Source organism: Actinotalea sp. JY-7876 (assembly GCF_014042015.1).
Classification (GTDB): Bacteria; Actinomycetota; Actinomycetes; order Actinomycetales; family Cellulomonadaceae; genus Actinotalea.
The window spans coordinates 359,173-379,441 of sequence record NZ_CP059493.1 but is presented as its reverse complement, the minus strand read 5'-3'; the positions used below and the strand labels follow the sequence as shown (position 1 = coordinate 379,441).

21 protein-coding genes and 3 tRNA genes are annotated in these 20,269 nt (G+C 75.3%); 13 read left to right on the top strand and 11 right to left on the bottom strand.

Features of this window, described 5'->3' with window-relative positions:
* Positions 1-38: 38 nt before the first annotated feature.
* On the bottom strand, positions 39-947 hold the full coding sequence (locus H2O74_RS01860) for a tyrosine-type recombinase/integrase (protein WP_182112871.1): 909 nt from the start codon (positions 945-947) through the stop codon (positions 39-41).
* A 219-nt stretch (positions 948-1,166) separates the two neighbouring features.
* Positions 1,167-1,667 (bottom strand): hypothetical protein, encoded by a 501-nt coding sequence (locus H2O74_RS01855; protein ID WP_182112870.1) that lies wholly within the window; start codon positions 1,665-1,667, stop codon positions 1,167-1,169.
* A gap of 139 nt (positions 1,668-1,806) precedes the next feature.
* Here H2O74_RS01855 and H2O74_RS01850 point away from each other — a divergent pair, with 139 nt between their 5' ends.
* Complete coding sequence (locus tag H2O74_RS01850; RefSeq protein WP_182112869.1) at positions 1,807-3,039, top strand: serpin family protein; 1,233 nt, start codon at positions 1,807-1,809, stop codon at positions 3,037-3,039.
* Between the two features lie 30 nt (positions 3,040-3,069).
* Here the strand turns inward: H2O74_RS01850 and H2O74_RS01845 are convergent, their stop codons facing one another.
* A complete protein-coding gene (locus H2O74_RS01845; protein WP_182112868.1) occupies positions 3,070-3,960 on the bottom strand; it encodes an alpha/beta fold hydrolase in 891 nt (296 codons plus the stop codon).
* Between the two features lie 88 nt (positions 3,961-4,048).
* Between H2O74_RS01845 and H2O74_RS01840 the strand changes: the two genes are divergently transcribed.
* The 4 genes from H2O74_RS01840 to H2O74_RS01825 all read left to right on the top strand — a co-directional run bounded on the left by H2O74_RS01840 (position 4,049) and on the right by H2O74_RS01825 (position 8,847).
* The gene (locus tag H2O74_RS01840) at positions 4,049-4,519 is read left to right on the top strand and encodes a MarR family winged helix-turn-helix transcriptional regulator (RefSeq protein ID WP_182112867.1); all 471 of its coding nucleotides are present in this window, start codon (positions 4,049-4,051) and stop codon (positions 4,517-4,519) included.
* Between the two features lie 104 nt (positions 4,520-4,623).
* Positions 4,624-6,531 carry an FAD-dependent oxidoreductase gene (locus H2O74_RS01835; RefSeq protein ID WP_255491724.1) on the top strand — a complete coding sequence of 636 codons (1,908 nt, stop codon included), beginning with the start codon at positions 4,624-4,626 and terminating at the stop codon, positions 6,529-6,531.
* A gap of 139 nt (positions 6,532-6,670) precedes the next feature.
* Positions 6,671-7,915 (top strand): EAL domain-containing protein, encoded by a 1,245-nt coding sequence (locus H2O74_RS01830; protein WP_182112866.1) that lies wholly within the window; start codon positions 6,671-6,673, stop codon positions 7,913-7,915.
* Positions 7,912-8,847: a phosphotransferase gene (locus H2O74_RS01825; protein ID WP_182112865.1), complete on the top strand. Its 936-nt coding sequence runs from the start codon at positions 7,912-7,914 to the stop codon at positions 8,845-8,847. Before H2O74_RS01830 ends, H2O74_RS01825 begins: the two co-directional genes overlap by 4 nt.
* A 48-nt stretch (positions 8,848-8,895) precedes the next feature.
* Here H2O74_RS01825 and H2O74_RS01820 read toward each other — a convergent pair whose 3' ends face one another.
* Entirely contained in the window at positions 8,896-10,308 is a 1,413-nt protein-coding gene (locus H2O74_RS01820) for a mechanosensitive ion channel domain-containing protein (RefSeq protein ID WP_309232687.1), read from the bottom strand.
* A 159-nt stretch (positions 10,309-10,467) separates the two neighbouring features.
* Between H2O74_RS01820 and H2O74_RS01815 the strand changes: the two genes are divergently transcribed.
* Positions 10,468-10,740, top strand: a complete 273-nt coding sequence (locus H2O74_RS01815) for a GlsB/YeaQ/YmgE family stress response membrane protein (RefSeq protein ID WP_182112864.1) — start codon at positions 10,468-10,470, stop codon at positions 10,738-10,740.
* 135 nt (positions 10,741-10,875) lie between these two features.
* A complete protein-coding gene (gene galE, locus H2O74_RS01810; RefSeq protein WP_182112863.1) occupies positions 10,876-11,853 on the top strand; it encodes a UDP-glucose 4-epimerase GalE in 978 nt (325 codons plus the stop codon).
* A 30-nt stretch (positions 11,854-11,883) separates the two neighbouring features.
* Here the strand turns inward: galE and H2O74_RS01805 are convergent, their stop codons facing one another.
* Together H2O74_RS01805 and H2O74_RS01800 are read right to left on the bottom strand one after the other, a co-directional pair.
* On the bottom strand, positions 11,884-12,795 hold the full coding sequence (locus tag H2O74_RS01805) for an LLM class flavin-dependent oxidoreductase (RefSeq protein ID WP_182112862.1): 912 nt from the start codon (positions 12,793-12,795) through the stop codon (positions 11,884-11,886).
* A 20-nt stretch (positions 12,796-12,815) separates the two neighbouring features.
* Entirely contained in the window at positions 12,816-13,160 is a 345-nt protein-coding gene (locus tag H2O74_RS01800) for a metallopeptidase family protein (protein ID WP_182113985.1), read from the bottom strand.
* Between the two features lie 150 nt (positions 13,161-13,310).
* On the opposite strand from H2O74_RS01800, the gene H2O74_RS01795 reads away from it, so the two are divergent.
* The 5 genes from H2O74_RS01795 (at position 13,311) to H2O74_RS01775 (ending at position 14,573) form a co-directional block, all read left to right on the top strand.
* Positions 13,311-13,383, top strand: a tRNA-Glu gene (locus tag H2O74_RS01795).
* A gap of 65 nt (positions 13,384-13,448) precedes the next feature.
* Positions 13,449-13,522 (top strand) — tRNA-Asp (locus H2O74_RS01790).
* 29 nt (positions 13,523-13,551) lie between these two features.
* Positions 13,552-13,624 (top strand) — tRNA-Phe (locus H2O74_RS01785).
* A 215-nt stretch (positions 13,625-13,839) separates the two neighbouring features.
* A complete protein-coding gene (locus tag H2O74_RS01780; protein ID WP_255491723.1) occupies positions 13,840-14,265 on the top strand; it encodes a phage holin family protein in 426 nt (141 codons plus the stop codon).
* A complete protein-coding gene (locus H2O74_RS01775; RefSeq protein ID WP_182112861.1) occupies positions 14,262-14,573 on the top strand; it encodes a DUF3618 domain-containing protein in 312 nt (103 codons plus the stop codon). Before H2O74_RS01780 ends, H2O74_RS01775 begins: the two co-directional genes overlap by 4 nt.
* A gap of 7 nt (positions 14,574-14,580) precedes the next feature.
* On the opposite strand, the gene H2O74_RS01770 is transcribed toward H2O74_RS01775, so the two are convergent.
* The 3 genes from H2O74_RS01770 to H2O74_RS01760 form a co-directional block, all read right to left on the bottom strand.
* On the bottom strand, positions 14,581-15,180 hold the full coding sequence (locus H2O74_RS01770; RefSeq protein WP_182112860.1) for a methylated-DNA--[protein]-cysteine S-methyltransferase: 600 nt from the start codon (positions 15,178-15,180) through the stop codon (positions 14,581-14,583).
* On the bottom strand, positions 15,177-16,643 hold the full coding sequence (locus H2O74_RS01765) for an AlkA N-terminal domain-containing protein (protein WP_182112859.1): 1,467 nt from the start codon (positions 16,641-16,643) through the stop codon (positions 15,177-15,179). The genes H2O74_RS01770 and H2O74_RS01765 overlap by 4 nt, the downstream gene beginning before the upstream one ends.
* A gap of 90 nt (positions 16,644-16,733) precedes the next feature.
* Complete coding sequence (locus H2O74_RS01760; RefSeq protein ID WP_182112858.1) at positions 16,734-16,940, bottom strand: BldC family transcriptional regulator; 207 nt, start codon at positions 16,938-16,940, stop codon at positions 16,734-16,736.
* A gap of 300 nt (positions 16,941-17,240) precedes the next feature.
* Between H2O74_RS01760 and H2O74_RS01755 the strand changes: the two genes are divergently transcribed.
* A complete protein-coding gene (locus H2O74_RS01755; protein WP_182113983.1) occupies positions 17,241-17,447 on the top strand; it encodes a DUF3073 domain-containing protein in 207 nt (68 codons plus the stop codon).
* Positions 17,448-17,526: 79 nt separating this feature from the next.
* Here the strand turns inward: H2O74_RS01755 and purM are convergent, their stop codons facing one another.
* The gene (gene purM, locus H2O74_RS01750; protein WP_182112857.1) at positions 17,527-18,645 is read right to left on the bottom strand and encodes a phosphoribosylformylglycinamidine cyclo-ligase; all 1,119 of its coding nucleotides are present in this window, start codon (positions 18,643-18,645) and stop codon (positions 17,527-17,529) included.
* Positions 18,642-20,186, bottom strand: a complete 1,545-nt coding sequence (purF, locus tag H2O74_RS01745; protein WP_182112856.1) for an amidophosphoribosyltransferase — start codon at positions 20,184-20,186, stop codon at positions 18,642-18,644. The genes purM and purF overlap by 4 nt, the downstream gene beginning before the upstream one ends.
* Positions 20,187-20,269: the final 83 nt, after the last annotated feature.

Sequence of the window (20,269 nt, the reverse complement as noted above, 5' to 3'; positions counted from 1 at the left end):
ATCATCGCGCGCCGCAGCAGCTGCCCGCTAGGCCCCGGTCAGGCGATCTCGCGCGGCCGCACCCTCGTGAGTCGGCGCGCCGTGGCTGAACCGACGGCGCTCGCGGCTCGCACGGCGTCGCGCATGTGGTCGTCGGGCATCTGGACGTACACCAGCGTGGTGTCCGGGCTGGCATGGCCGAGCAGCTGGGAGACGGCGAGCAGGTCGCGCGTGCCCGCGTAGGCCCGGGTACCGAACCGGTGGCGGAGCGTGTGCGCGGTCCAGCCCTCGGGGAGCGCTCGGGCGACGAGCTTGGAGACGTGGTTGGGCGTGAGGTGGCGCCCGCGGCCGTTCGGGAACAGCCAGCCGCCCGCGCCGGCGATGGCGTCGAGCAGCTCGGTGTCGTCGAGCGGGACGTCGCGCTGCTTGCCGCCCTTGCCCTGCACCACCAGGACGTCACCGCACAGGTCGCGGGTGTGCACGCGGGCGATCTCGCCGGCACGCAGCCCGGCGAAGACGGCGAGCTTGACCATGAGCCGCTCGCGCTCCCCGGCGGTGCGCAGGGCGTCGACGACGACGCGCTCGGGCGCGGGGCGCGGGCGGCCCCGCGGCACCCGCACGGTGGGCAGGCCAGCCGTCGGGTCGGCCGCGATGTGCCCGGCCCGGTGGGCCCAGCGGTAGAAGCTCACCAGGGCGGTGCGCAGCGACTTACGGGCCGACGGACCCCAGTCGACCTCGCCCAGGAGCCCTTCGAGGTCGGCCGTCGTGACGGCCCATGGGCTCCGCCTGTGCAGCTTGACGGCGACGTTGCGCAGGTAGTGCTCGTAGAGCACGACCGTGGCGGGGCGGCGCCCAGCCGCGCGCAGCGCCCGGCTGTGCGCGCTGATCGCCTGGTACCACAACGACAGATGAACCCCCCCGACGCCCTGCTGGGCAGTGATCATGGAGGAGGAGGCAGCGCCTGTCACGCCGCCAGGATGTGGACGGGTCCCGCGAATCGCGCCAGAACCTGTCAGGGCGTGACGAGTGGGCACGAAGGACTCCTGGTCGCCGGGGGCGACCTGGTCCTCGGGCAGCGGGGGGAGCAGCCGAAGTGTCGCCGGCCGGACTCCTGCCCGCGTGCGCCGTGAGGGCCCCGACGAACCGGGGGCGGGCGGCGTCATCGTGAGCCGGCCCTTCGGTGGGCGCTACGCCCGCGCGGGGCGTGCGCGACGCCGCACGGCGTCGGCCCAGCTCACCCCGCTGCGCTCGCCGAACGGCTGGTGTCCGTGCTCGAGGCAGCGCTCGCTGATGGTCACGGCGCCGGTGTACGGGCTGCCGAGGCTGCACGAGGAGCACAGCGCCTCGGCGGGCGAGTCGTCAGGGTCGACGTGGATCCGGTCGTAGCGGTCGGTGCCGGCCGCGGCGAGCAGGACGGCCTGCTGGACGCTCGCCGCGATCAGACGGGCGTCGTCGCGCGTGAGCTGCAGGCGGCTCAGCGGGTAGGGCAGGACCGGCGCGCGGTCCTCGATGACGGCGGTCAGGACCTCGCGGGCGAGCACTCCGAGGTGCCCGCCGGCCAGGGCGATCCACTCGTAGTCCGCGTCGTCGTCGCCCCGGAGCCGGCGCATGTGCAGCCGGCCGTCGCCGGGGTCGTCCACGGAGATCTCGAACCGCTCGCCGTCGCCGGGGTACCAGCACATGCTCATGCCACACCGCCCTCGAGGTCGCCCTCGGCCGGCGCCAGACCCCACGGCCCGGGGATCACCACGCCGCTGACCTGCTCGGACATGTAAGCCGTAGGTTGTGGGTTCGAACCCCACGGGGCCCACCGTCACGGGAGTCGCCATGCCCGCCACCACCGCGTCCCTGGTCAGCCAGTTCGCCGCCGACGTCAACCGCGCGCACGCGACCGAGCACGGCGTGGTCAGCCCTCTCGGCCTGTGGCTCCTGCTGGCACTCACCGCGCCGTCCGCGACCGGCGCCCACCGCAGCGACCTCGAGGCGGCGCTCGGCACCGACGCACGCGACGCGGCCGACCGAGCCGCCGCCCTGCTCGCCGACGCCCATCCCGCCGTCGCCACCGCCGTCGCCCTCTGGACGCGCGCCCGGTTCGTCGACGCCGCGCGCCACCGGGCCCTCGCCGCGACGCTTCCCGCCGCCGTCGCCGTCGGCGCGATGCCCACCCAGGCCGAGGCGGACCGGTGGGCCGCCGAGCACACCGGTGGGCTGCTGACCCGGTTCCCGCTCGACCTCGACGACGACGCCGCCGTCGTGCTCGCCTCGGCGCTCGCCGCGAAGGTCTCGTGGCTGGAGCCGTTCGACGACGCCCCGGCGTCCGACCTCGGCGGTGAGTTCGGGCAGCGGACCGCGCTCGCGTTGCGCGCCCCGGCCGGACACGACGTCGCGCTCCTGGACACCGACGCGGCGGGTCCCGTCGCCGCGCACGCCGCGGAGTCCGCCACCGGGCTGCGCGTGCTGTCGGTCATGGCCGGGCCGGACGTGCCCGCCGCCGCGGTGCACGACGCGGCCGCGCAGGTCGCCGCCGCCCTGGACGTCGAGGCGCCGGGGGCGCGGCGCCTCGACGTGTTCGACCTACCCACCGGCCCGGGCGCCGCCTGGGACGTCGCCGAGACCCGCGAGGAGATCCTCGGCGCCCACGGCGACCGCCACACCACCTGGACGGCCTACCTCGCCCCGTGGTCCGCGGAGTCGAGGCACGACCTCGCCGGCGCGCCGGGCGTCCGCGCCGCCTTGGCCACGCTGACCGGCCTGCTGTCCCCCGCCGCCGGGAGCGGTGACGGTGCCGCCACGCAGGTCGCGCGCGCCGAGTACACGCGCGAGGGCTTCGCGGCGGCCGCCGTGACCGCGATGGGCATCCGCGCGACCGGGATGCCCATGCCACGGCTCGTCACGCACCGCCGGGTCACGGTGCGCTTCAACCGCCCCTACGCCGTGGTGGCCCTCGCCCGCGCCACCGCGCCCGACCCGGCGCGGCCGTGGGACCGGCGCACCGTCGCCGGACCCGCGTGGGACGGCGTGCCCGTCTTCAGCGCCTGGGTCGCCCGCCCGGGCGCCTGACGGGCGCCGTCCGCCGCGTCGGCACCACCGTCACGACCCCGCGTCGACCCCCGCCAGGAAGTCGAGCATCGCGGCCGCGAGCGCCCCCGGCGCCTCGAGCGCGACGTGGTGACCCACCCCGTCGAGCCGCACGTCGACGACGTCGCCCGCGCTGACCTGAGCCATCGTGCGGGCCGTGAACTCCCCGCCGCCCCCGCCGACGGCCAGCACCGGGACCCGCAGCGGCGCCGCCCCGAGGAGTGCGCGGAGCTCGTCGCCCTCGGTGAGCACCGACCGGTAGAGGCCGGCGGCGCCGCGCCACCCGCCCGGGCGCGCGTAGCCCCGGGCGAGCTCGTCGACGTCGGCCGGGCCCACTGCCCCCGGCACGGCCGTCATGGCCGGGAACCACCACTGCGCCAGCAGCTCGCGCTCGCGACCGGCGAGCAGCAGCTCGGGGACGCCCGGCGCCGCGAGGGCGCCGACGTGCCACGAGCCGCCCCGCGTCGGGTCGGCGAGCGCCTCGAGACCGAAGCCCGCCAGGCCCATCTCGACGGCCGTGAGGCTCAGCACGTCGTCGGGGTGCTCCGCGGCGAGCCGGACCACCGTGGCGCCGCTGACGTCCTGCCCGAGCAGGTGCACCGGACCGAGGCCCAGGTGCGCGACGAGCGCGTGCAGGTCCGCCGCCGACGTCGCGCTGCCGTACGGGCCGTCGTCGCACGCCGAGTCGCCGAAGCCGCGCAGGTCGACGGCGACGACCCGGTGCCGCGCCGCCAGCCGGGGGATGAGCCGGTGGAAGGCCCACCAGGACTCGGGAAACCCGTGGACCAGGAGGACGGGAGAGCCCGCCTCACCCGCGGAGGCGTGATGGAGCCGCGTCCCGCCCACGGCGACCGTGTGGTGCGCGACGCGGGCCCCCGGACCGCTCGATGCTGCGACGGACATGGCGCTCACCCTCCATTAGACAACACGGTTGTCCAACGATAGACATCCGGGTTGTCGATGTCCATGCCCGCGTCCGTACGCTGACGCCATGTCCCGGTCCGGCGCCGACCTCGCGCTCCTCCTCCTCGGCGGCTACCGCACGCTCGTCGACGCCGCGACCCGCGAGCTCGCCGCCCGCGGCCACGACGACGTGCGACCCGTCCACGACTTCGCCATGCGCGCCATCGACGCCGGCGCGGACACCGCCTCCGAGCTCGGGCGGCGCATGTCCGTCTCCAAGCAGGCGGCCGCCAAGACGATCACCACGCTCCTCGAGCGCGGCTACGTCGTGCGCGAGCCGGACCCCGCCGACGCGCGCCGCAAACGCATCCAGGTCACGCCCCTGGGCTTCGAGGTGATGCGCGAGGGCGAGGCGATCTTCGACGACCTGCGTGCCGCGTGGGAGCGGCGCCTCGGCACCCCGGGGCTGGCGGCCCTGGAGTCGTCGCTGACCACCCTGGTGGGCCCCTCGCCCGTCCGGCCGGACGCACCCGGCTGGGTCGCCGACGACGCCCGGTGACCCCGCGCGCCCGGTGACCCCGCGCGCCCGGTGACCACCCGGCGGGGTGCGTGTCTGGCGTGACGGACGTAGCGTCGAGAGCACCGTCGACGCAAGGGGGCGCCGTGTTCGACAACCTGCTCAGCCCTGGCCGAATCGGCCGGCTCGAGGCCCGCAACCGGATCGTCATGCCACCGATGCACGTGGGCTTCGGCCGACGCGTCGAGGAGCGCGAGGTGGCGTACTTCGCCGCCCGGGCCGCCGGCGGCGTCGGCCTGATCATCACGGGGACCATGACGACGACGTCCCGCTTCGAGGACAACGAGGGCTGGCCCAAGGTCGAGGACGACGCCGTCATCCCGGACCTCGCGCGCCTCGCCGACGCCGTCCACGCCGAGGGGGCGCTGCTGGCCGGGCAGCTCACGCCGGGCTCGGGGCGGGTCGGCCCGCCCGAGCCGGGCGGCGACGTCCCGGTCTCGGCCTCACCGACGCCGTGGCTCGCCGACCCGTCGCGCACGTGCCGCGAGCTCAGCACCGGTGAGGTGGAGCAGCTCGTGGCGGACTACGGCCCGGCCGCGGCGCGGCTCGCCGCCGCGGGCTTCGACGCCGTCGACGTCCACTCGCACACCGGGTACCTGATCGACCAGTTCATGAGCAGCCAGTGGAACCAGCGCACGGACCGCTACGGCGGCTCGCTGGAGAACCGCCTCCGGTTCCCGCTGGAGATCCTCGCCGCCGCCCGGGAGGCCGCACCGGACCTGGCCATCACGTTCCGCCTCACCGTCGACCACCACATGCCCGGCGGCCGCGGCCTGGACGAGGCCCTGCAGATGGCCCCGATCCTCGCCGGCGCCGGCATCGACCTGCTCATGGTCGACGACGGCGCGTTCGAGACCGTCGACTGGATCTTCCCGCCCTACTACATGGGCGACGCGCCGCTGCTCCCAGGGGCGGCCGCCGTCCGCGCGGTCGTGGACGTGCCGGTCATGGCGACCGGCAACATGACCCCGGAGATCGGCGACCGCGCGGTGGCGGCCGGCGAGGTCGACTTCATCGGGATGGGCCGTGCGCTCATCGCCGACCCGGACCTGCCGCGCAGGCTGGCCGCCGGCCAGCCCGAGGCGGTGCGCCCGTGCATCCGCTGCAACCAGCTCTGCGTCGGCAACATCCTCGAGGGCCAGCCGCTCGGCTGCGCCGTCAACCCGGAGGTCGGCATCGAGGCGCACCTGCCGCAGCCGTCGTCGACGCCGGGGCACGTGGTCGTCGTCGGCGCCGGGCCGGCCGGGCTGGAGGCCGCCCGGGTCGCGGCGTCCCGCGGCCACCGCGTCGACGTCTACGACGAGGGTGAGCACGCCGGCGGGGTCCTGTGGCCCGCCGCGACGCCGGACTTCAAGCGCGAGCTGCGGCGCATGGTCGACTGGTGGGAGGGCCGGCTGGCCGAGCTGCCCGTGACCGTCCACCTCGGCCACCGCATCACCGCCGACTCCCCCGAGCTGCGCGACGCCGATCACGTCGTCGTCGCGACCGGGTCCGTCCAGCTGGTCCCCGCGAGCCTCCCGGGCACCGACCGGGACGACGTCGTCGACGTCCTCCAGTTCCACGAGGGCGCGCCGGTCGGCCACCGCGTGGTCATGGTGGGCGGGGGCCTCTCCGGGTCCGACGCGGCGCTCGAGCTCGCGCACGAGGGGCACGAGGTCACCGTCGTGGAGATGCTCGACGAGATCGCCCGCGACATGCTCGTCGTCAACCGGATCACGCTGCTGCGCCGCCTCGACGAGGCCGGCGTCCGGCTGCTGACCGGCACGCGGGTGCGGGAGATCACGGACGACGGCGTCGCGGTGCAGGGCCCCGACGGACCCGCGACCCTGCCCGCGGACACGGTCGTCCTCGCCCTCGGCAGCCGCCCGCGCACGGACCTGCTCGAGCAGCTGACCGCGGCCGGCCTGCCGGTGCACGCGGTCGGGGACTGCGTGGCGCCCGCCAAGGTCGGCGAGGCCGTCAACGCCGCGTACGCCCTCGCCGCCCAGCTCTGACAGCGTGCACTGACCCGACCGGGTCATTCCCGACCACCCAGATGCGTCCGTCCTGGGACCAAACACCCAAGCGTTCCCGCGGAGCCACCGTCGCCGGTCACAATGACCGTGACAGCCCCGCTCGACGCTGAGGACGGCGATGACCGCGACGACCACCGACCCGCGCACGCCCGGCGTGTCGTGGCTCGACCGCGCCGTCCGGCGCTCGATGACGACGCCCGGCTGGGTCGGCGCCCTCACCGTCGCGGCCGGCCTCGCGGGCTGCTGGCTCCTCGTCCACGCCTCCGGCGGCACGGTGCTGTCCACACCCCACCTGTTCTACGTGCCGATCGTGCTCGCGACGCTCCCGTTCGGGGTTCGCGGGTCGGTCGTGACGGCGCTCGCGGCGACCCTGCTCTGCGGGCCGCTCATGCCGCTCGACGTGGCCACGGGCGAGCACCAGGACCCGGCGAGCTGGCTCGTGCGGGGCGCCATGTTCGTCGCGGTCGGCTGCGTCGCCGCGTTGGCGCTGCAGCTGCGGCAGCGCGAGTACGAGCGGCAGCTGCGCACGGAGCTGCGGACCGAGATCCGGGAGGCCATCGCGCCCGTGCGCGAGCGGTCGGCGGAGGCCGAGCGGCTCGCCCGCCAGGTCGACGACGTCGTCGACGGTCGGCGCTTCCACCTCGTCTACCAGCCCATCTACGCGTTCGCCGACGGGCGCCTGCTCGCGGTCGAGGCGCTGACGCGCGTCGACGTCGAGCCGCTGCGCCCGCCGGACGTGTGGTTCGCCGCCGCGCACGAGGCGGGGCGGGGCACCGAGCTGGAGCTCCTGGCGATCGAGGCGGCGCTCGAGGGCACGCGCGGGCTCCCGCTCGACGTCGACGTCGCGGTCAACGCCTCGCCCGGCACGCTCGCCTCGCCGCGGCTGCACGCGCTGCTCGAGCGCTCGCAACGCACCGTGGTGGTCGAGATCACCGAGCACGCCATGGTCGAGGACTACCCCCTGCTCCGGGACGCGGTCGCGGCGCTCCGCGACCGCGGGGCGAAGATCGCCGTCGACGACGCGGGGGCCGGGTTCGCGAGCCTGCGCCACGTGCTGCAGCTCGCGCCCGACACGATCAAGCTCGACATGTCGCTGACCCAGGACCTCGCGCTGAGCCCCCTGCGCCGCGCCCTCGGCGGCGCGCTCATCGAGTTCGCCCACGCCACCGGCGCCCGGCTCGTCGTCGAGGGCATCGAGGACGTCGCCGACCTCGGCGCCTGGCACGCGCTCGGCGCGGAGGCCGTGCAGGGCTACGCCGTCGGGCGGCCGGGCGCGCTCCCGCCGGCGCCCACGTCACCGCAGGTCATGGCCCTGCACGGACGCGGTGTCGACGGACGCATCCCGCGCCAGGCCCGCCGGTGACCACCCCGGAGTGGGCCCCGGAGCGCGTGGTCGGCCCGGAGCTCGCGGCGCGCGTCATCGCCGAGCAGTTCCCCGACCTCGCGGACCTGCCCGTGCGAGCCTTCGACGCCGGCTGGGACAACGCCGTGCTCGCGGTCGGCGACGACTGGCTCTTCCGGTTCGTGCACCGCGAGATCGCGCTGCGCGGCGCGCGGCAGGAGGTCGCGGTCCTGCGGCACCTCGCCGACCGCTTCGCCGTGCCGATCCCCTTCCCGGAGCGGTTGGGCACGCCGACCCCCGAGGTCCCCTGGCCTTTCTGGGGCACGCGCCCCCTGCCCGGCGTGGAGCTGGCCCGCGCCGCCCTGCCCGACGCCGACCGCGCCGCCGTCGCGCGGGCCGTGGGCGCCCTCCTGCGCGAGCTGCACGACCCGGCGCTCGCGCGCGAGACCGTGGCGGCGCTGGCCACCGACGGGCTCACCCTGCTGACCGACCCGAACCGGCGCAGCGAGCCGGCCGTCATGGCGGAACGGGGCCGCGGCCAGCTCGACGCGATCACGGCCCTCGGCGTGCCCGTGCCCCCGGCCGCCCGGACGCTGCTCGCCGAGGCCGAGCACCTGCCCCCGGCCGACCCCGCCGGGGCGGTGCTCGTCCACGGCGACCTGCACGTGCGGCACCTGCTGGTCCACGACGGGCGTGCGAGCGGCGTCATCGACTGGGGCGACACCGCCCTCGCGGACCCCTGCGTCGACCTGATGATCGCCTTCTCGGCGTTCGACGGCGCCGCCCGCCGGGCCTTCGTCCAGGCGTACGGAGCCGTCCCGCCCGACCGCGAGCTGCGGGCGCGGGCTGCCGCCATCCGCGTCTCGGCGTCGCTCGCCCGCTCGTGCCTGGTCGAGGGCCAGGACGTCGTCGCCGCCGAGGCCCTCGCCGCGATCGGGCGCGCGACCCGCTGAGGCGACGCCGACGGCGCCGTCGGGCCTGCGCCCGTCAGCGCTCGCCCGTCAGCGCTCGCGCGACCGGCGCTCGCCGCGCTCGGGCTCGGGCTCGGGCTCGCCCTCCATCTCGCGCGCGATCTGCTCGCGCTCGGCGATCACCTCGATCCCCGGGCCCGTGAAGGCCCGGGAGCGCTCGAGCGCGGGGATGCTGCCCGTGAAGAGCCGCGAGTCCTTGCCCGGGTCGAGCCGGACGGTGTCCTCACGCGTGGGCACGCCGGTGGCGACCGGCGCGGTGGGGGGCGTGGGGGGCAGCGCGTCGGGCCGGGCGCCCGGCGTCGCGGTCGACCGGTCCACCGGAGCGGTCTCCTGCCAGCGGCTGCGGGGGAGGGCCTCGGGGTGCTGGGCCTGGAGCCAGTTGACGAGGCCCTCGCGCACCTCGCACCGCAGGTCGAAGAGCGTCGGCGCGTCGGCCGCGCTCGCGAGCGCGCGGATCCGCACGAAGCCTCCGGTGGCCTCGGTGACCTGGAGCACGCCCACGCGGTGGTCCCACAGCCCGCTCTCGTTGAGCAGCCGGACGAGCTCCGCACGCATCTCGGCGACCGGGACCTCCCAGTCGAGGTCCAGCTCGACGGTCCCGAGCAGGTCGGCGGCGCGGCGGGTCCAGTTCTCGAACGGCGTGGTCGTGAACCACGTGGACGGCAGGATGAGCCGCCGGTCGTCCCAGAGGTGCACGACGACGTAGGTCATCGTGATCTCCTCGATGCGGCCCCACTCCCCCTGCACCACGACGACGTCGTCGACCCGGATGGCGTCCGTGAACGCGAGCTGCAGGCCCGCGAACACGTTCGCGAGGGACGTCTGGGCGGCCAGGCCGGCGACGACGGACAGCAGCCCGGCGGACGCCAGGACGCCGGCGCCGGCCGCGCGCGCCCCGTCGAAGGTGAGCAGCACGCCCGCGATCGCGCACAGCACGAGGACCGCGACCGTGAGCCGGCGCAGGATCATGACCTGGGTCCGGACGCGGCGCGCGTGGCGGTTGTCCGGCACGTCGGTGCGGTACCGCCGCGTGGCCGCGTCCTCGACGACGAACGCGAGCGCGCCGATCAGCCAGGCCACACCGATGATCACGCCGATGAGCAGCGCGTGCTCCACGCCGGGGGTCCACGCGGGCCCCTCCGGCGGCGGCTCCGTGACGATCCGCAGCGCGACCCAGATGCCGGCCACGACCAGCACGGCGCGCAGCGGGAGCCGGGCACGGCGCGAGAGGTTCTCGGCGAGCCACGTGCGACGCCCCACGGCCCGCACGACGGCGGCGACCACCTCGGCCACGACGAGCGCGACGATGAGCGCCCCGGCGATCGCGAGGACGATGACCGGGCCCGCCGCCGTGCCGTCGTCGGGCACGACCGCGGCGGTCGGCGCGGGGCCGGCGAGCGCATCACCGGCGAGGTGCTGGAGGGACGCGAGGGTGGGGGTCACCCGACCAGGCTAGGCCGAGCGCCGCGGGGCCACGCACGCCGGACGTCCGTTCTGTCCCGTGGCGTCCACGATCGACTCGACGTGCGGGGACCACCCGCCGGGTCTACCGTCCGACGCGAGGGTCAGCCCTACACCGAAGTCTCAGCAACGGAGGACACCATGGGAGTCGGCTCCATCATCGCCGCGATCGTCGTCGGCATCGTCATCGGCGCGCTCGGACGGCTCTTCGCGCCGGGCAAGCAGAACATCTCCATCCTCGTCACGATCATCGTCGGCATCCTCGCCGCCCTCCTGGGCACGTGGATCGCGGGCCAGCTCAACCTCGAGGAGACCGACGGCATCGACTGGATCGAGCTCATCATCCAGGTGGCGCTCGCCGCGATCGGCGTGACGATCGCGGCCAACATGCTCGGCCGTCGCCGCCGCGTCTGACGCGAACGCCCGGCGGGACAGCGACGACGCCCGGTGGCCACGGCCGCCGGGCGTCGTCGTGTCCGCGACCCGTCAGCACTCTCCGCAGTGTTCGATTCTGTTGATTTCTGATCGGGCGCGTGGAACGATGTCGTCATGACCTGGCTCGTGACCGGCGGCGCCGGCTACATCGGATCCCACGTCGTCCGCGCGTTCCTCGACGCGGGCCTCGACGCGGTCGTCGTGGACGACCTGTCGAGCGGCCACGAGGCGTTCGTGCCCGACGACGTCCCCCTGGTCCGGGCCAGCATCCTGGACACCGCCGCGGTCACGACCGCGATGCGCGAGCACGGAGTGACGGGGGTCGTGCACCTCGCGGGCTACAAGTACGCCGGCGTGAGCGTGCAGCGCCCGCTCCACACCTACGAGCAGAACGTCACCGGCACCGCGCACCTGCTGCGCGCGATGGCCGACGCGGACGTCACCGCCGTCGTGTTCTCCTCGAGCGCTGCCGTCTACGGCACCCCGCACACCGACCTCGTCACCGAGGCGACGCCGCCCGCGCCGGAGTCGCCCTACGGCGAGAGCAAGCTCATCGGCGAGTGGCTCCTGCGCGACCAGGCCCGCGCGACCGCCGACGGCACCGCACCCCTGCGGCACACGTCCCTGCGCTACTTCAACGTCGTCGGGTCCGGCCGCCCGGAGCTCTACGACACGAGCCCGCACAACCTGTTCCCGCTGGTCCTGGACGCGCTGGTCGCGGGCCGCACCCCCCGCATCAACGGCACGGACTACCCGACGCCCGACGGCACGTGCGTGCGCGACTACGTCCACGTCGCCGACCTCGCGACGTCGCACGTCGCGGCCGCGCGAGCCCTCGCCGAGGGCCGCGACCTGCAGCCCGTCTACAACCTCGGCAGCGGCGACGGCGTCTCGGTGCGCCAGATCATGACGGCCATGGCACAGGTCACGGGTGTCGAGTTCGAGCCGGAGGCCGCACCCCGCCGCCCGGGCGACCCCGCCCGCATCGTCGCGTCCGGCGAGGCCGCGGCGCGCGACCTGGACTGGCGGATGCGCCACACGCTCACGGAGATGGTCGCGAGCGCGTGGCAGGCGCGCAGCGCCCACTCCTGACCCGCCCTCTGCGCGGCCCGAGCGTGGCCCTCAGAGGGCGCGGAGCCGGTCCAGGTTCGCGGCGACCTCCTCGAGCACCTCGACCCGGCCCGCGTAGACCCCGCCCTCACGCGGCCAGTGCACGACGACATCCGTGAAGCCGAGCGCCGCGGCGCGGGCGACGCCCTCCTCCAGCACCGCGAGCGACTCCAGCGAGAACACGGGCGCCGCGTCGATGTTGAGGTAGCGGTCGACCGTCGCCGGGTCCCGCCCCGCGTCACGCACCGCGGTCTCGAACCGCTCGACGAGCCCCGCGAGGTCCCGCCACCACCGTTCGGCCTCGGCCGCCCGGCCGACGACACCCTCGCCGGCGCCCGCGCCCGTCCCGCTGCCGTACGTCGCCCAGCCCTGGCCGTACCGTGCCGCGACGCGCAGGGCGCGCGGGCCGTTGGCGGCGACGACGAACGGCACGCGGGGGCGCTGCACGCACCCCGGGAGCATGCGCGCCCCGTGGGCGGCGAAGTGCTCGCCCTCCCAGTCGGTCACCGGCTGGGAGAGCAGCCTGTCCAGGAGCGCGACGAACTCCTCGAACCGCTCGGTGCGCACGCGCGTCGTGACCGGTGGCCCGAGCACCTCGGCGTCGAACCCCGTCCCGCCGGCGCCGACGCCGACGAGGAACCGGCCCTCGCTGACGTCGTCCAGCCCCATGACGTCCTTCGCGAACGGCACCGGGTGGCGGAAGTTCGGGCTGGCGACCCAGGTCCCGAGCCGGACGCGGCGCGTGACGGCCGCGGCCGCGGCGAGCAGGGGCACGGTGGCGAGCCACGGCTCGTCCGCGAGGCTGCGCCACGCGAGGTGGTCGTAGGTCCACAGGTGGTCGAAGCCGTACTCCTCGGCCCGCACCCACCGGTGACGGTCCACCGCCCACCGCTCCTGCGGCAGCAGCACGATCCCGATCCGCATCCGACGACCCCTCTCGTCCCTCAGGCCCAGCCCAGCTCGTGCAGCCGCTCGTCGTCGATGCCGAAGTGGTGCGCGATCTCGTGCACCACCGTCACGGCGACCTCCTCGACGACCTCCTCGACCGTCTCGCAGATCGCGAGGGTCGGGTTGCGGTAGATCGTGATGCGGTCCGGGAGGGAGCCCGCGGCCCACCAGCCGTCGCGCTCCGTCAGGGCCACGCCCTCGTAGAGGCCCAGCAGCTCGGGCTCCTCGGGCGGCGCGTCGTCCTCGACCAGCACGACGACGTTGTCCATGCGCTCGGCGAGCTCGGGCGGGATGAGGTCGAGGGCGTCACGCACCGCGTCCTCGAACGCCTCCCGCGCCATCTCGACCACCCGGCCATCATGGCCCACGGGGCCGCGCGCCGGACCCGCTCCGGCGCCGGAGGACCCCCGCTTTGGAGATCCCGCCTGCAGCCCGTATGCTTTCCGAGGTCTTACGACGCGATGACGTCACGGGCGTCCGACGTGACACGGGCCCCCATCGTCTAGCGGCCCAGGACCCCGCCCTTTCACGGCGGTAGCACGGGTTCGAATCCCGTTGGGGGTACGGACCAGCAGTACCGCAGGACCAGCAGCACCAGTTCGACAAGCAAGGACCTTGTCTCACCACAAGGCCCCGTAGCGCAGTTGGTTAGCGCGCCGCCCTGTCACGGCGGAGGTCGCGGGTTCAAGTCCCGTCGGGGTCGCTCGGAAGTGAAGTCTCAGCAGTGCGCAGGGCCACTTAGCTCAGTTGGTAGAGCGTTCGACTGAAAATCGAAAGGTCGGCAGTTCGACCCTGCCAGTGGCCACCTGACCCGGCAGCGGTGCCGGTCACCCTCACGCCCCGTCCGCAGCACCCGCCCCCGAGGCACGTGCCGCCGGCGGGGCGTCGTCGTCTCCCGGCCCCGCGGCGCTTCCGGGACCGAGGCCCTGATGCGCTCGGCCCCGGAGTGCAGAACAATGTCGATCACAAGGCCGGGACCCCGTCGGGGCCGCGGATCCGCACGACGAAGGACGTGGTGAGGTGGCGAGCACACTGGGTCGCTCCGCAGGGAGCAGCTCGGACTCCCGACCGAGCATCGGAGAGCTGGTCAGCACCCTCTCGGAGAAGGTGTCCCAGCTCGTGCGCGACGAGATCCGCCTGGCGAAGGCGGAGCTCGCGGCGAAGGCGAAGCACGCCGGCACGGGCGCGGGGCTGTTCGCCGCCGCCGCGCTCCTCGGGTTCTTCGGCCTGGCGGCCCTCATCACGACCGCCATCCTCGGCCTGGCGAACGTGGTCGAGCCGTGGCTCGCGGCGCTCATCGTGGGGGTCGTCCTCCTGATCGTCGCCGGGCTCCTGGCGCTGGTCGGCAAGAAGGCCCTCGACAAGGGGATGCCGCCGGCGCCGGAGCGGACGCAGGCGAGCATCAAGGCCGACGTGGCCGCCGTCAAGGAAGGACTGCACTCATGAGCTCGACAGGTCCCGCGAAGCCGGCCCCCACGAACGAGGACCCGGCGGCGATCGAGGCGGAGATCGCGCGCACCCGCGCCCAGCTGCAGGACACGGTCGACGAGCTGAGCGACCGGCTCAACCCGAAGAACATGGCCGCCGAGCTCACCGACGACATCAAGCTCGCGGTCACGGACCTCAAGCGCCGCGTCACGGGCGAGGTGCGCCCTCCGGACGAGCCCGAGCCCGGCAAGGCCGCGTGGGTCGTGCTCGGCACGGGCGCCGCCGTCGTGCTCGCGGTCGTCGGGAAGATCGTCCGCAAGCTCTGACCGCGGGTCAGGCGGTCGTGGACCGCCGTTCGTGGCGCAGCAGCGCCTCCTTGACGCCGACGCCGTACGCGTAGCCCCCGAAGGTGCCGTCGCTGCGCACGACCCGGTGGCACGGCACGAAGGGCGCGACGAGGTTGCGCGCGCACGCCGTGCCCGCCGCCCGCACGGCCGCGGGCCGGCCCGCCATGGCCGCGAGCGCGGTGTACGTCACGGTGGTGCCCGGCGCGACGTCGCGCATGGCGGCCCACGCCGCCTGGAAGAAGGCGCCGCCCGGCTGGGTCACGGGCACCTCCTCGAGGGCGCCCGCGTCGCCGTCCGCGTAGCGGCGCAGGGCCGCCACGGCCGGTCCGGGCACGTCGGACGCGGGCACCTCGCGCGAGACGAGGCCGGGCAGGCCCCCGCGCAGCCGCGCCAGCACGGCGTCGATCGGTGCGTACCCGGCCGCCCGGACGGCGCCGTCGTCGGAGACGACGAGCGCGACGGGGCCGCCCGGCGTGGGCACCGTGGTCGCCAGGACCGCGACGGGAGCGCCCGGGTGCCGCAGGACCGCCCCGGGAGCTCCGGGCCCCCGGAGCCGCTCGGACAGGTCGCCGGTGTGCGTGCTCATGCGTCCTCCAGTGCTCGGTGCGTCCACAGGTGCTGTGCGGCGTAGCCACGCCACGGTCGCCAGCGCTCCGCGCGCCGCTGCGCCTCGGCGGCGCTGACGCCCCCCAGCGCCTGGCGCAGCACGAGGTCGTGCGCCGGGAACGCGTCGGGGTCCCCCATCGCGCGCAGCGCGACGTACTCGACGGTCCACGGGCCGATGCCCGGCACCGCGTGGAGCGCCGCGCGCGCGGCACCGCGGTCCGCCCCCGGCCCGAGGTCGAGCCCGTCCGCGAGCACGGCCGTGAGCCGCGCGACGGTGGCCGCGCGCGCCCCGGTGAGCCCGAGGGCGCGCAGCCCTCCGACGCCCATGGCTGCGACGGCGGCGGGCTCGGGGAACACGCGCAGCCCGCTCGGGCCGGGCGTTCCCGCCGCGGCGACGAGCCGGGCCGTCAGCGTGCGCGCGGCGGCCACGCTGACCTGCTGCCCCAGGACCGTGCGCACCGCGAGCTCCGCGGGGTCGACGGTGCCCGGGACGCGCAGGCCGGGCCGCCGCGCGACCAGCGGCGCCAGGAGCGGGTCCTCGCCCAGCACGGTCGCGACGCGCAGCGGCTCGGCGTCGAGGTCCGCCCAGTGACGCAGGCGCCCGACGACCCGGGGCACGTCGGCGATGTCCGGCACCGTGAGCGTCGCCGCGAGGTGGCTCGCGCCCGGTCGGACCTCCACCAGCGCGTGCCCGCCGCGCGTCGGCACCGCCCGCCGCACGACGCCGCCCGCCGCCTCCTCGAGGCCGGGGACCGCACGAGCCGTCACGTGGGCGAGGAACGCCTCGGCGTCGTAGGGCGCTGCGTGGCGCAGGCGCAGGGTCACCGCGCCGCCCGGCACGGCCTGGCCCACGCCGGGGTGCTGGTCAGCGCGCGGGACGGGCCGCAGCGCCGACGGCGGGGCCCCGAACTCGGTGCGCATGACGTCGTTGAACTGGCGCACGCTCGTGAACCCGGCGGCGAAGGCGACGTCGGCCATGGGCCACGTCGTCTGCTCGACGAGCAGGCGCGCGACCTGTGCGCGCCGGGTGCGGGCGAGCTGGGCCGGCGTCGCCCCCACGCTCGCCACGACCACCCGGTGCAGGTGCCGCTCGCTCACGTGCAGCGACGCGGCGAGCCCTGCCACGCCGGCGCCGTCCATGACGCCGTCCCCGATGCGTCGCAGGGCGCGCCCCACGAGGTCGCCGTCGAGGTCCCACTCGCGCGAGCCCGGCAGCGCGTCGGGACGGCACCGGCGGCATGCCCGGAAGCCGGCGGCGACGCACGCCGCGGCGGTCGTGTGGAACCGGCAGTTCTCGGGCCTGGGGGTGCGCGAGGGGCACGAGGGACGGCAGTAGATCCCGGTGCTCACGACGGCGACGAAGAGGCGCCCGTCGAAGCGCGGGTCGCGGCCCTGCACCGCGCGGTACGCGATGTCATGGTCGAGGGCGAGCGCCGGGGTCATGGCCCCATCCTCGCGCCCCGCGCCGGCCCGGGCTGGCGGGATCCGGACATGGCGGTACCGCGCGCCCACGGCCGGGGGCGCGGGGACCGGTCAGGCGTCGGGGCCGTGCTGCCTCGGCACGCCCAGGAGGCCGCGGACCTCCTCCTCGCGGTAGCGACGGTGGCCGCCGAGGGTGCGGACCGCGGAGAGCTTGCCCGCCTGCGCCCAGCGGGTGACCGTCTTCGGGTCGACCCGGAACATCGCGGCGACCTCGGACGGGGTCAGGAGCGCCTCGACATCTGTGTGACGTGCCGACACGGTGAACCTCCTCGATCGGTGACCGGCGAGCAGTCACGAGAGCCGTGACTTTCAGTACCAAACCACCCTAACCCGGATGCACCGCCCCGTCGTGGCCGCGTCCGCCTGCCGGTCCTCCCCCGACGCGGCGGGCGGGCTGCCGGACGGTGCGGGCGCCCGGGTGACCGTCGGCACGTCCCGCGGGTCGCCGGAACAAGCTCGGACCATGTAGCGTTACCCCACGACGAGAACCAGCACCCCGGGGCCGCACGTGAATGCACGGTGCCGCCCCGCTTCTACGTTATAGAGGGGGTCGATGCCATGGGGCGCGGCCGTCAGAAGGCGAAGCAGACGAAGGTCGCTCGCGAGCTCAAGTACTCGAGCTACGAGCCGAACTATCGAGCCCTCGAGCAGGAGCTCACGTCTGGATCCCGCCGCAGCGACCTGGTCACGGAGACGCGGGTGACCACCTCGGACTCCCTCGACGACGTCGACGAGTACGCGGAGTGGGCGGGCGACGACCGCTAGGTCGTCGAGAGGACAGCCGTCGGACAGCTGACCGAGCGGTTCCCCCGGGAACCGCTCGGCCGGTCCACGACGCCTGCCCTCAGCTCGTGCGGTAGGCCCCGTGCAGCGTGACGGCGCCGCCGTCCACGCCCTTGGTGCCGCGCACGACGTCGGCCCCGCTGGACCCGTCGTCCTGCCGCACCGTGCCGAGCACCCACGCGGGCACGCCGGCGCCCGCGAGGCGCGCGAGCGCGGCGTCCGCGCCGCCGGCCCCCACGACCGCGACCATGCCGACACCCAGGTTGAGGGTGCGCTCGAGGTCGGCCCACGGCACGCCACCGAGCCCGCGCACCAGCTCGAAGACCGGCGGCACCACCCAGGAGGCGCGGTCCACGTCGGCCATCAGGCCGACGGGCAGCACGCGCGCGAGGTTGGCGGCGAGTCCCCCGCCCGTGACGTGGCTGTAGGCGTGGACCTGCGCCGCGTCGTCGGCCGCGAGGTCGAGGCACGGCCGCGTGTACAGGCGGGTGGGCTCCAGCAGCTCGAGGCCCAGCGCGCGTCCCAGCTCGGGGACCTCGCGCTCCAGGCCCCAGCCGGCGACCTCCACGACCCGGCGCACGAGCGAGTAGCCGTTGGAGTGCAGCCCCGAGGACGCCATGGCCAGGACGACGTCGCCGTCGCGCACGCGCTCGGGGCCGAGCAGGGCGTCGGCCTCGACCAGGCCCGTCGCGGCGCCCGCCACGTCGTACTCGTCCGGCCCGAGCAGCCCGGGGTGCTCCGCGGTCTCGCCCCCCACCAGGGCCGTCCCGGTCTCGGCGCACGCCGTCGCGATGCCGCGCACGATGGCCGCGACGCGCTCGGGGACCACGCGGCCGGTCGCGATGTAGTCGGTCATGAAGAGCGGCTCCGCGCCCACCACGACGATGTCGTCGACGACCATGCCGACGAGGTCGAACCCGATCGTGTCGTGGACGTCCATCGCCTGGGCGATCGCGACCTTGGTGCCGACGCCGTCGGTGGAGGTCGCGAGCAGGGGGCGTCGGTAGCGCGTCACCGCGGAGAGGTCGTACAGGCCCGCGAAGCCGCCGACCCCGCCGAGCACGTTCGGACCGTGCGTCGCGCGGACCGCGTCCTTCATCAGCTCGACCGCGAGGTCACCGGCCTCCGTGTCGACACCCGCCGACGCGTAGGTGACGCCGGCCGCCGTCGGCCCGGTCACGGGTGGTGGAGCGCGCCTGCGCCACCGGTCGTCGCGAGCAGGGTGGTGAGGTTGTCCTCGGGGGCACCGAGGGGGAGCTCGCTCTGCTCGAGCAGGTGCTTGCCCAGGCGGTCGGCCGGCGGCAGCTCGATCGGGTACTTCCCGGTGAAGCAGGCCGTGCACAGCCGCGAGGACGGCTGGTCCGTCGCCGCGATCATGCCCTCGAGGGAGATGTAGCCGAGCGAGTCCGCGCCGATGGAGCGTCCGATCTCCTCCGGCGACAGGCCGGTGGCGATGAGCTCGGCGCGCGAGGCGAAGTCGATGCCGTAGAAGCAGGGCCACTTCACGGGCGGCGACGAGATCCGCACGTGGACCTCCGCCGCGCCCGCCTCGCGGAGCATCCGCACCAGGGCGCGCTGGGTGTTGCCGCGGACGATCGAGTCGTCGACGACCACGAGCCGCTGGCCGCGGATCACCTCGCGCAGCGGGTTGAGCTTGAGCCGGATGCCGAGCTGGCGGAGCGTCTGCGAGGGCTGGATGAACGTGCGCCCGACGTACGCGTTCTTCGTCAGGCCCTGCGCGTACCGGATGCCGGACTCCGCGGCGTAGCCGATCGCGGCCGGCGTGCCCGACTCCGGCACCGGGATGACGAGGTCGGCGTCGACGGGGAACTCGCGCGCGAGCGAGCGGCCCATCTCCACGCGTGCGGCGTGCACCGAGCGCCCCGCGATCGTGGTGTCGGGGCGCGCCAGGTACACGTACTCGAACGCGCAGCCGGTCGGCGTCGCCTGGGCGAAGCGCTGGCTGCGCAGGCCGTCCTCGTCGATCGTCAGCAGCTCGCCGGGCTCGACCTCGCGCACGAACGACGCGCCGACGATGTCGAGGGCAGCGGTCTCGCTCGCCACGACCCAGCCCCGCTCGAGCCGACCGAGCACCAGGGGACGCACGCCGTGCGGGTCCCGCGCGGCGTACAGGGTGTTCTCGTCCATGAAGACCAGGCAGAAGGCGCCCCGCAGGCGCGGCAGCACCTCCAGCGCCGTCGTCTCGAGGGTGTGGTCCGGGTCCCCGGCGAGCAGCGCGGTGATCAGGGCCGTGTCCGTCGTCGTGCCGCGCGCCAGCTCGCCGCGCCGCCGCGAGCCGTACCGCTCCTCGACGAGCTGGACGAGCTCGGAGGTGTTGGTCAGGTTGCCGTTGTGGCCGAGCGCGACAGTGCCGCCCGCCGTCGGGCCGAGCGTCGGCTGCGCGTTCTCCCAGGTGGAGGAGCCGGTCGTCGAGTACCGCGTGTGACCGATGGCGATGTGCCCGGTCAGCGCGTTGAGCGCGGTCTCGTCGAAGACCTGGGACACCAGGCCCATGTCCTTGTAGACGCGCAGCTGCTCGCCGTTGGACGTCGCGATGCCCGCGGACTCCTGGCCGCGGTGCTGCAGCGCGTACAGGCCGAAGTAGGTGAGCTTGGCGACCTCCTCACCAGGAGCCCAGAGTCCGAAGACGCCGCAGGCGTCCTGGGGACCCTTCTCTCCGGGAAGCAGGTCATGGGTCAGACGTCCGTCTCCGCGGGCCACGCGCCCATGCTTGCACACGCGATCCGGCCTGGCACGGTGCGCCCGCCACGTGGGCGGCGGGCCGGCAGTCGGCGGCCGCCGGG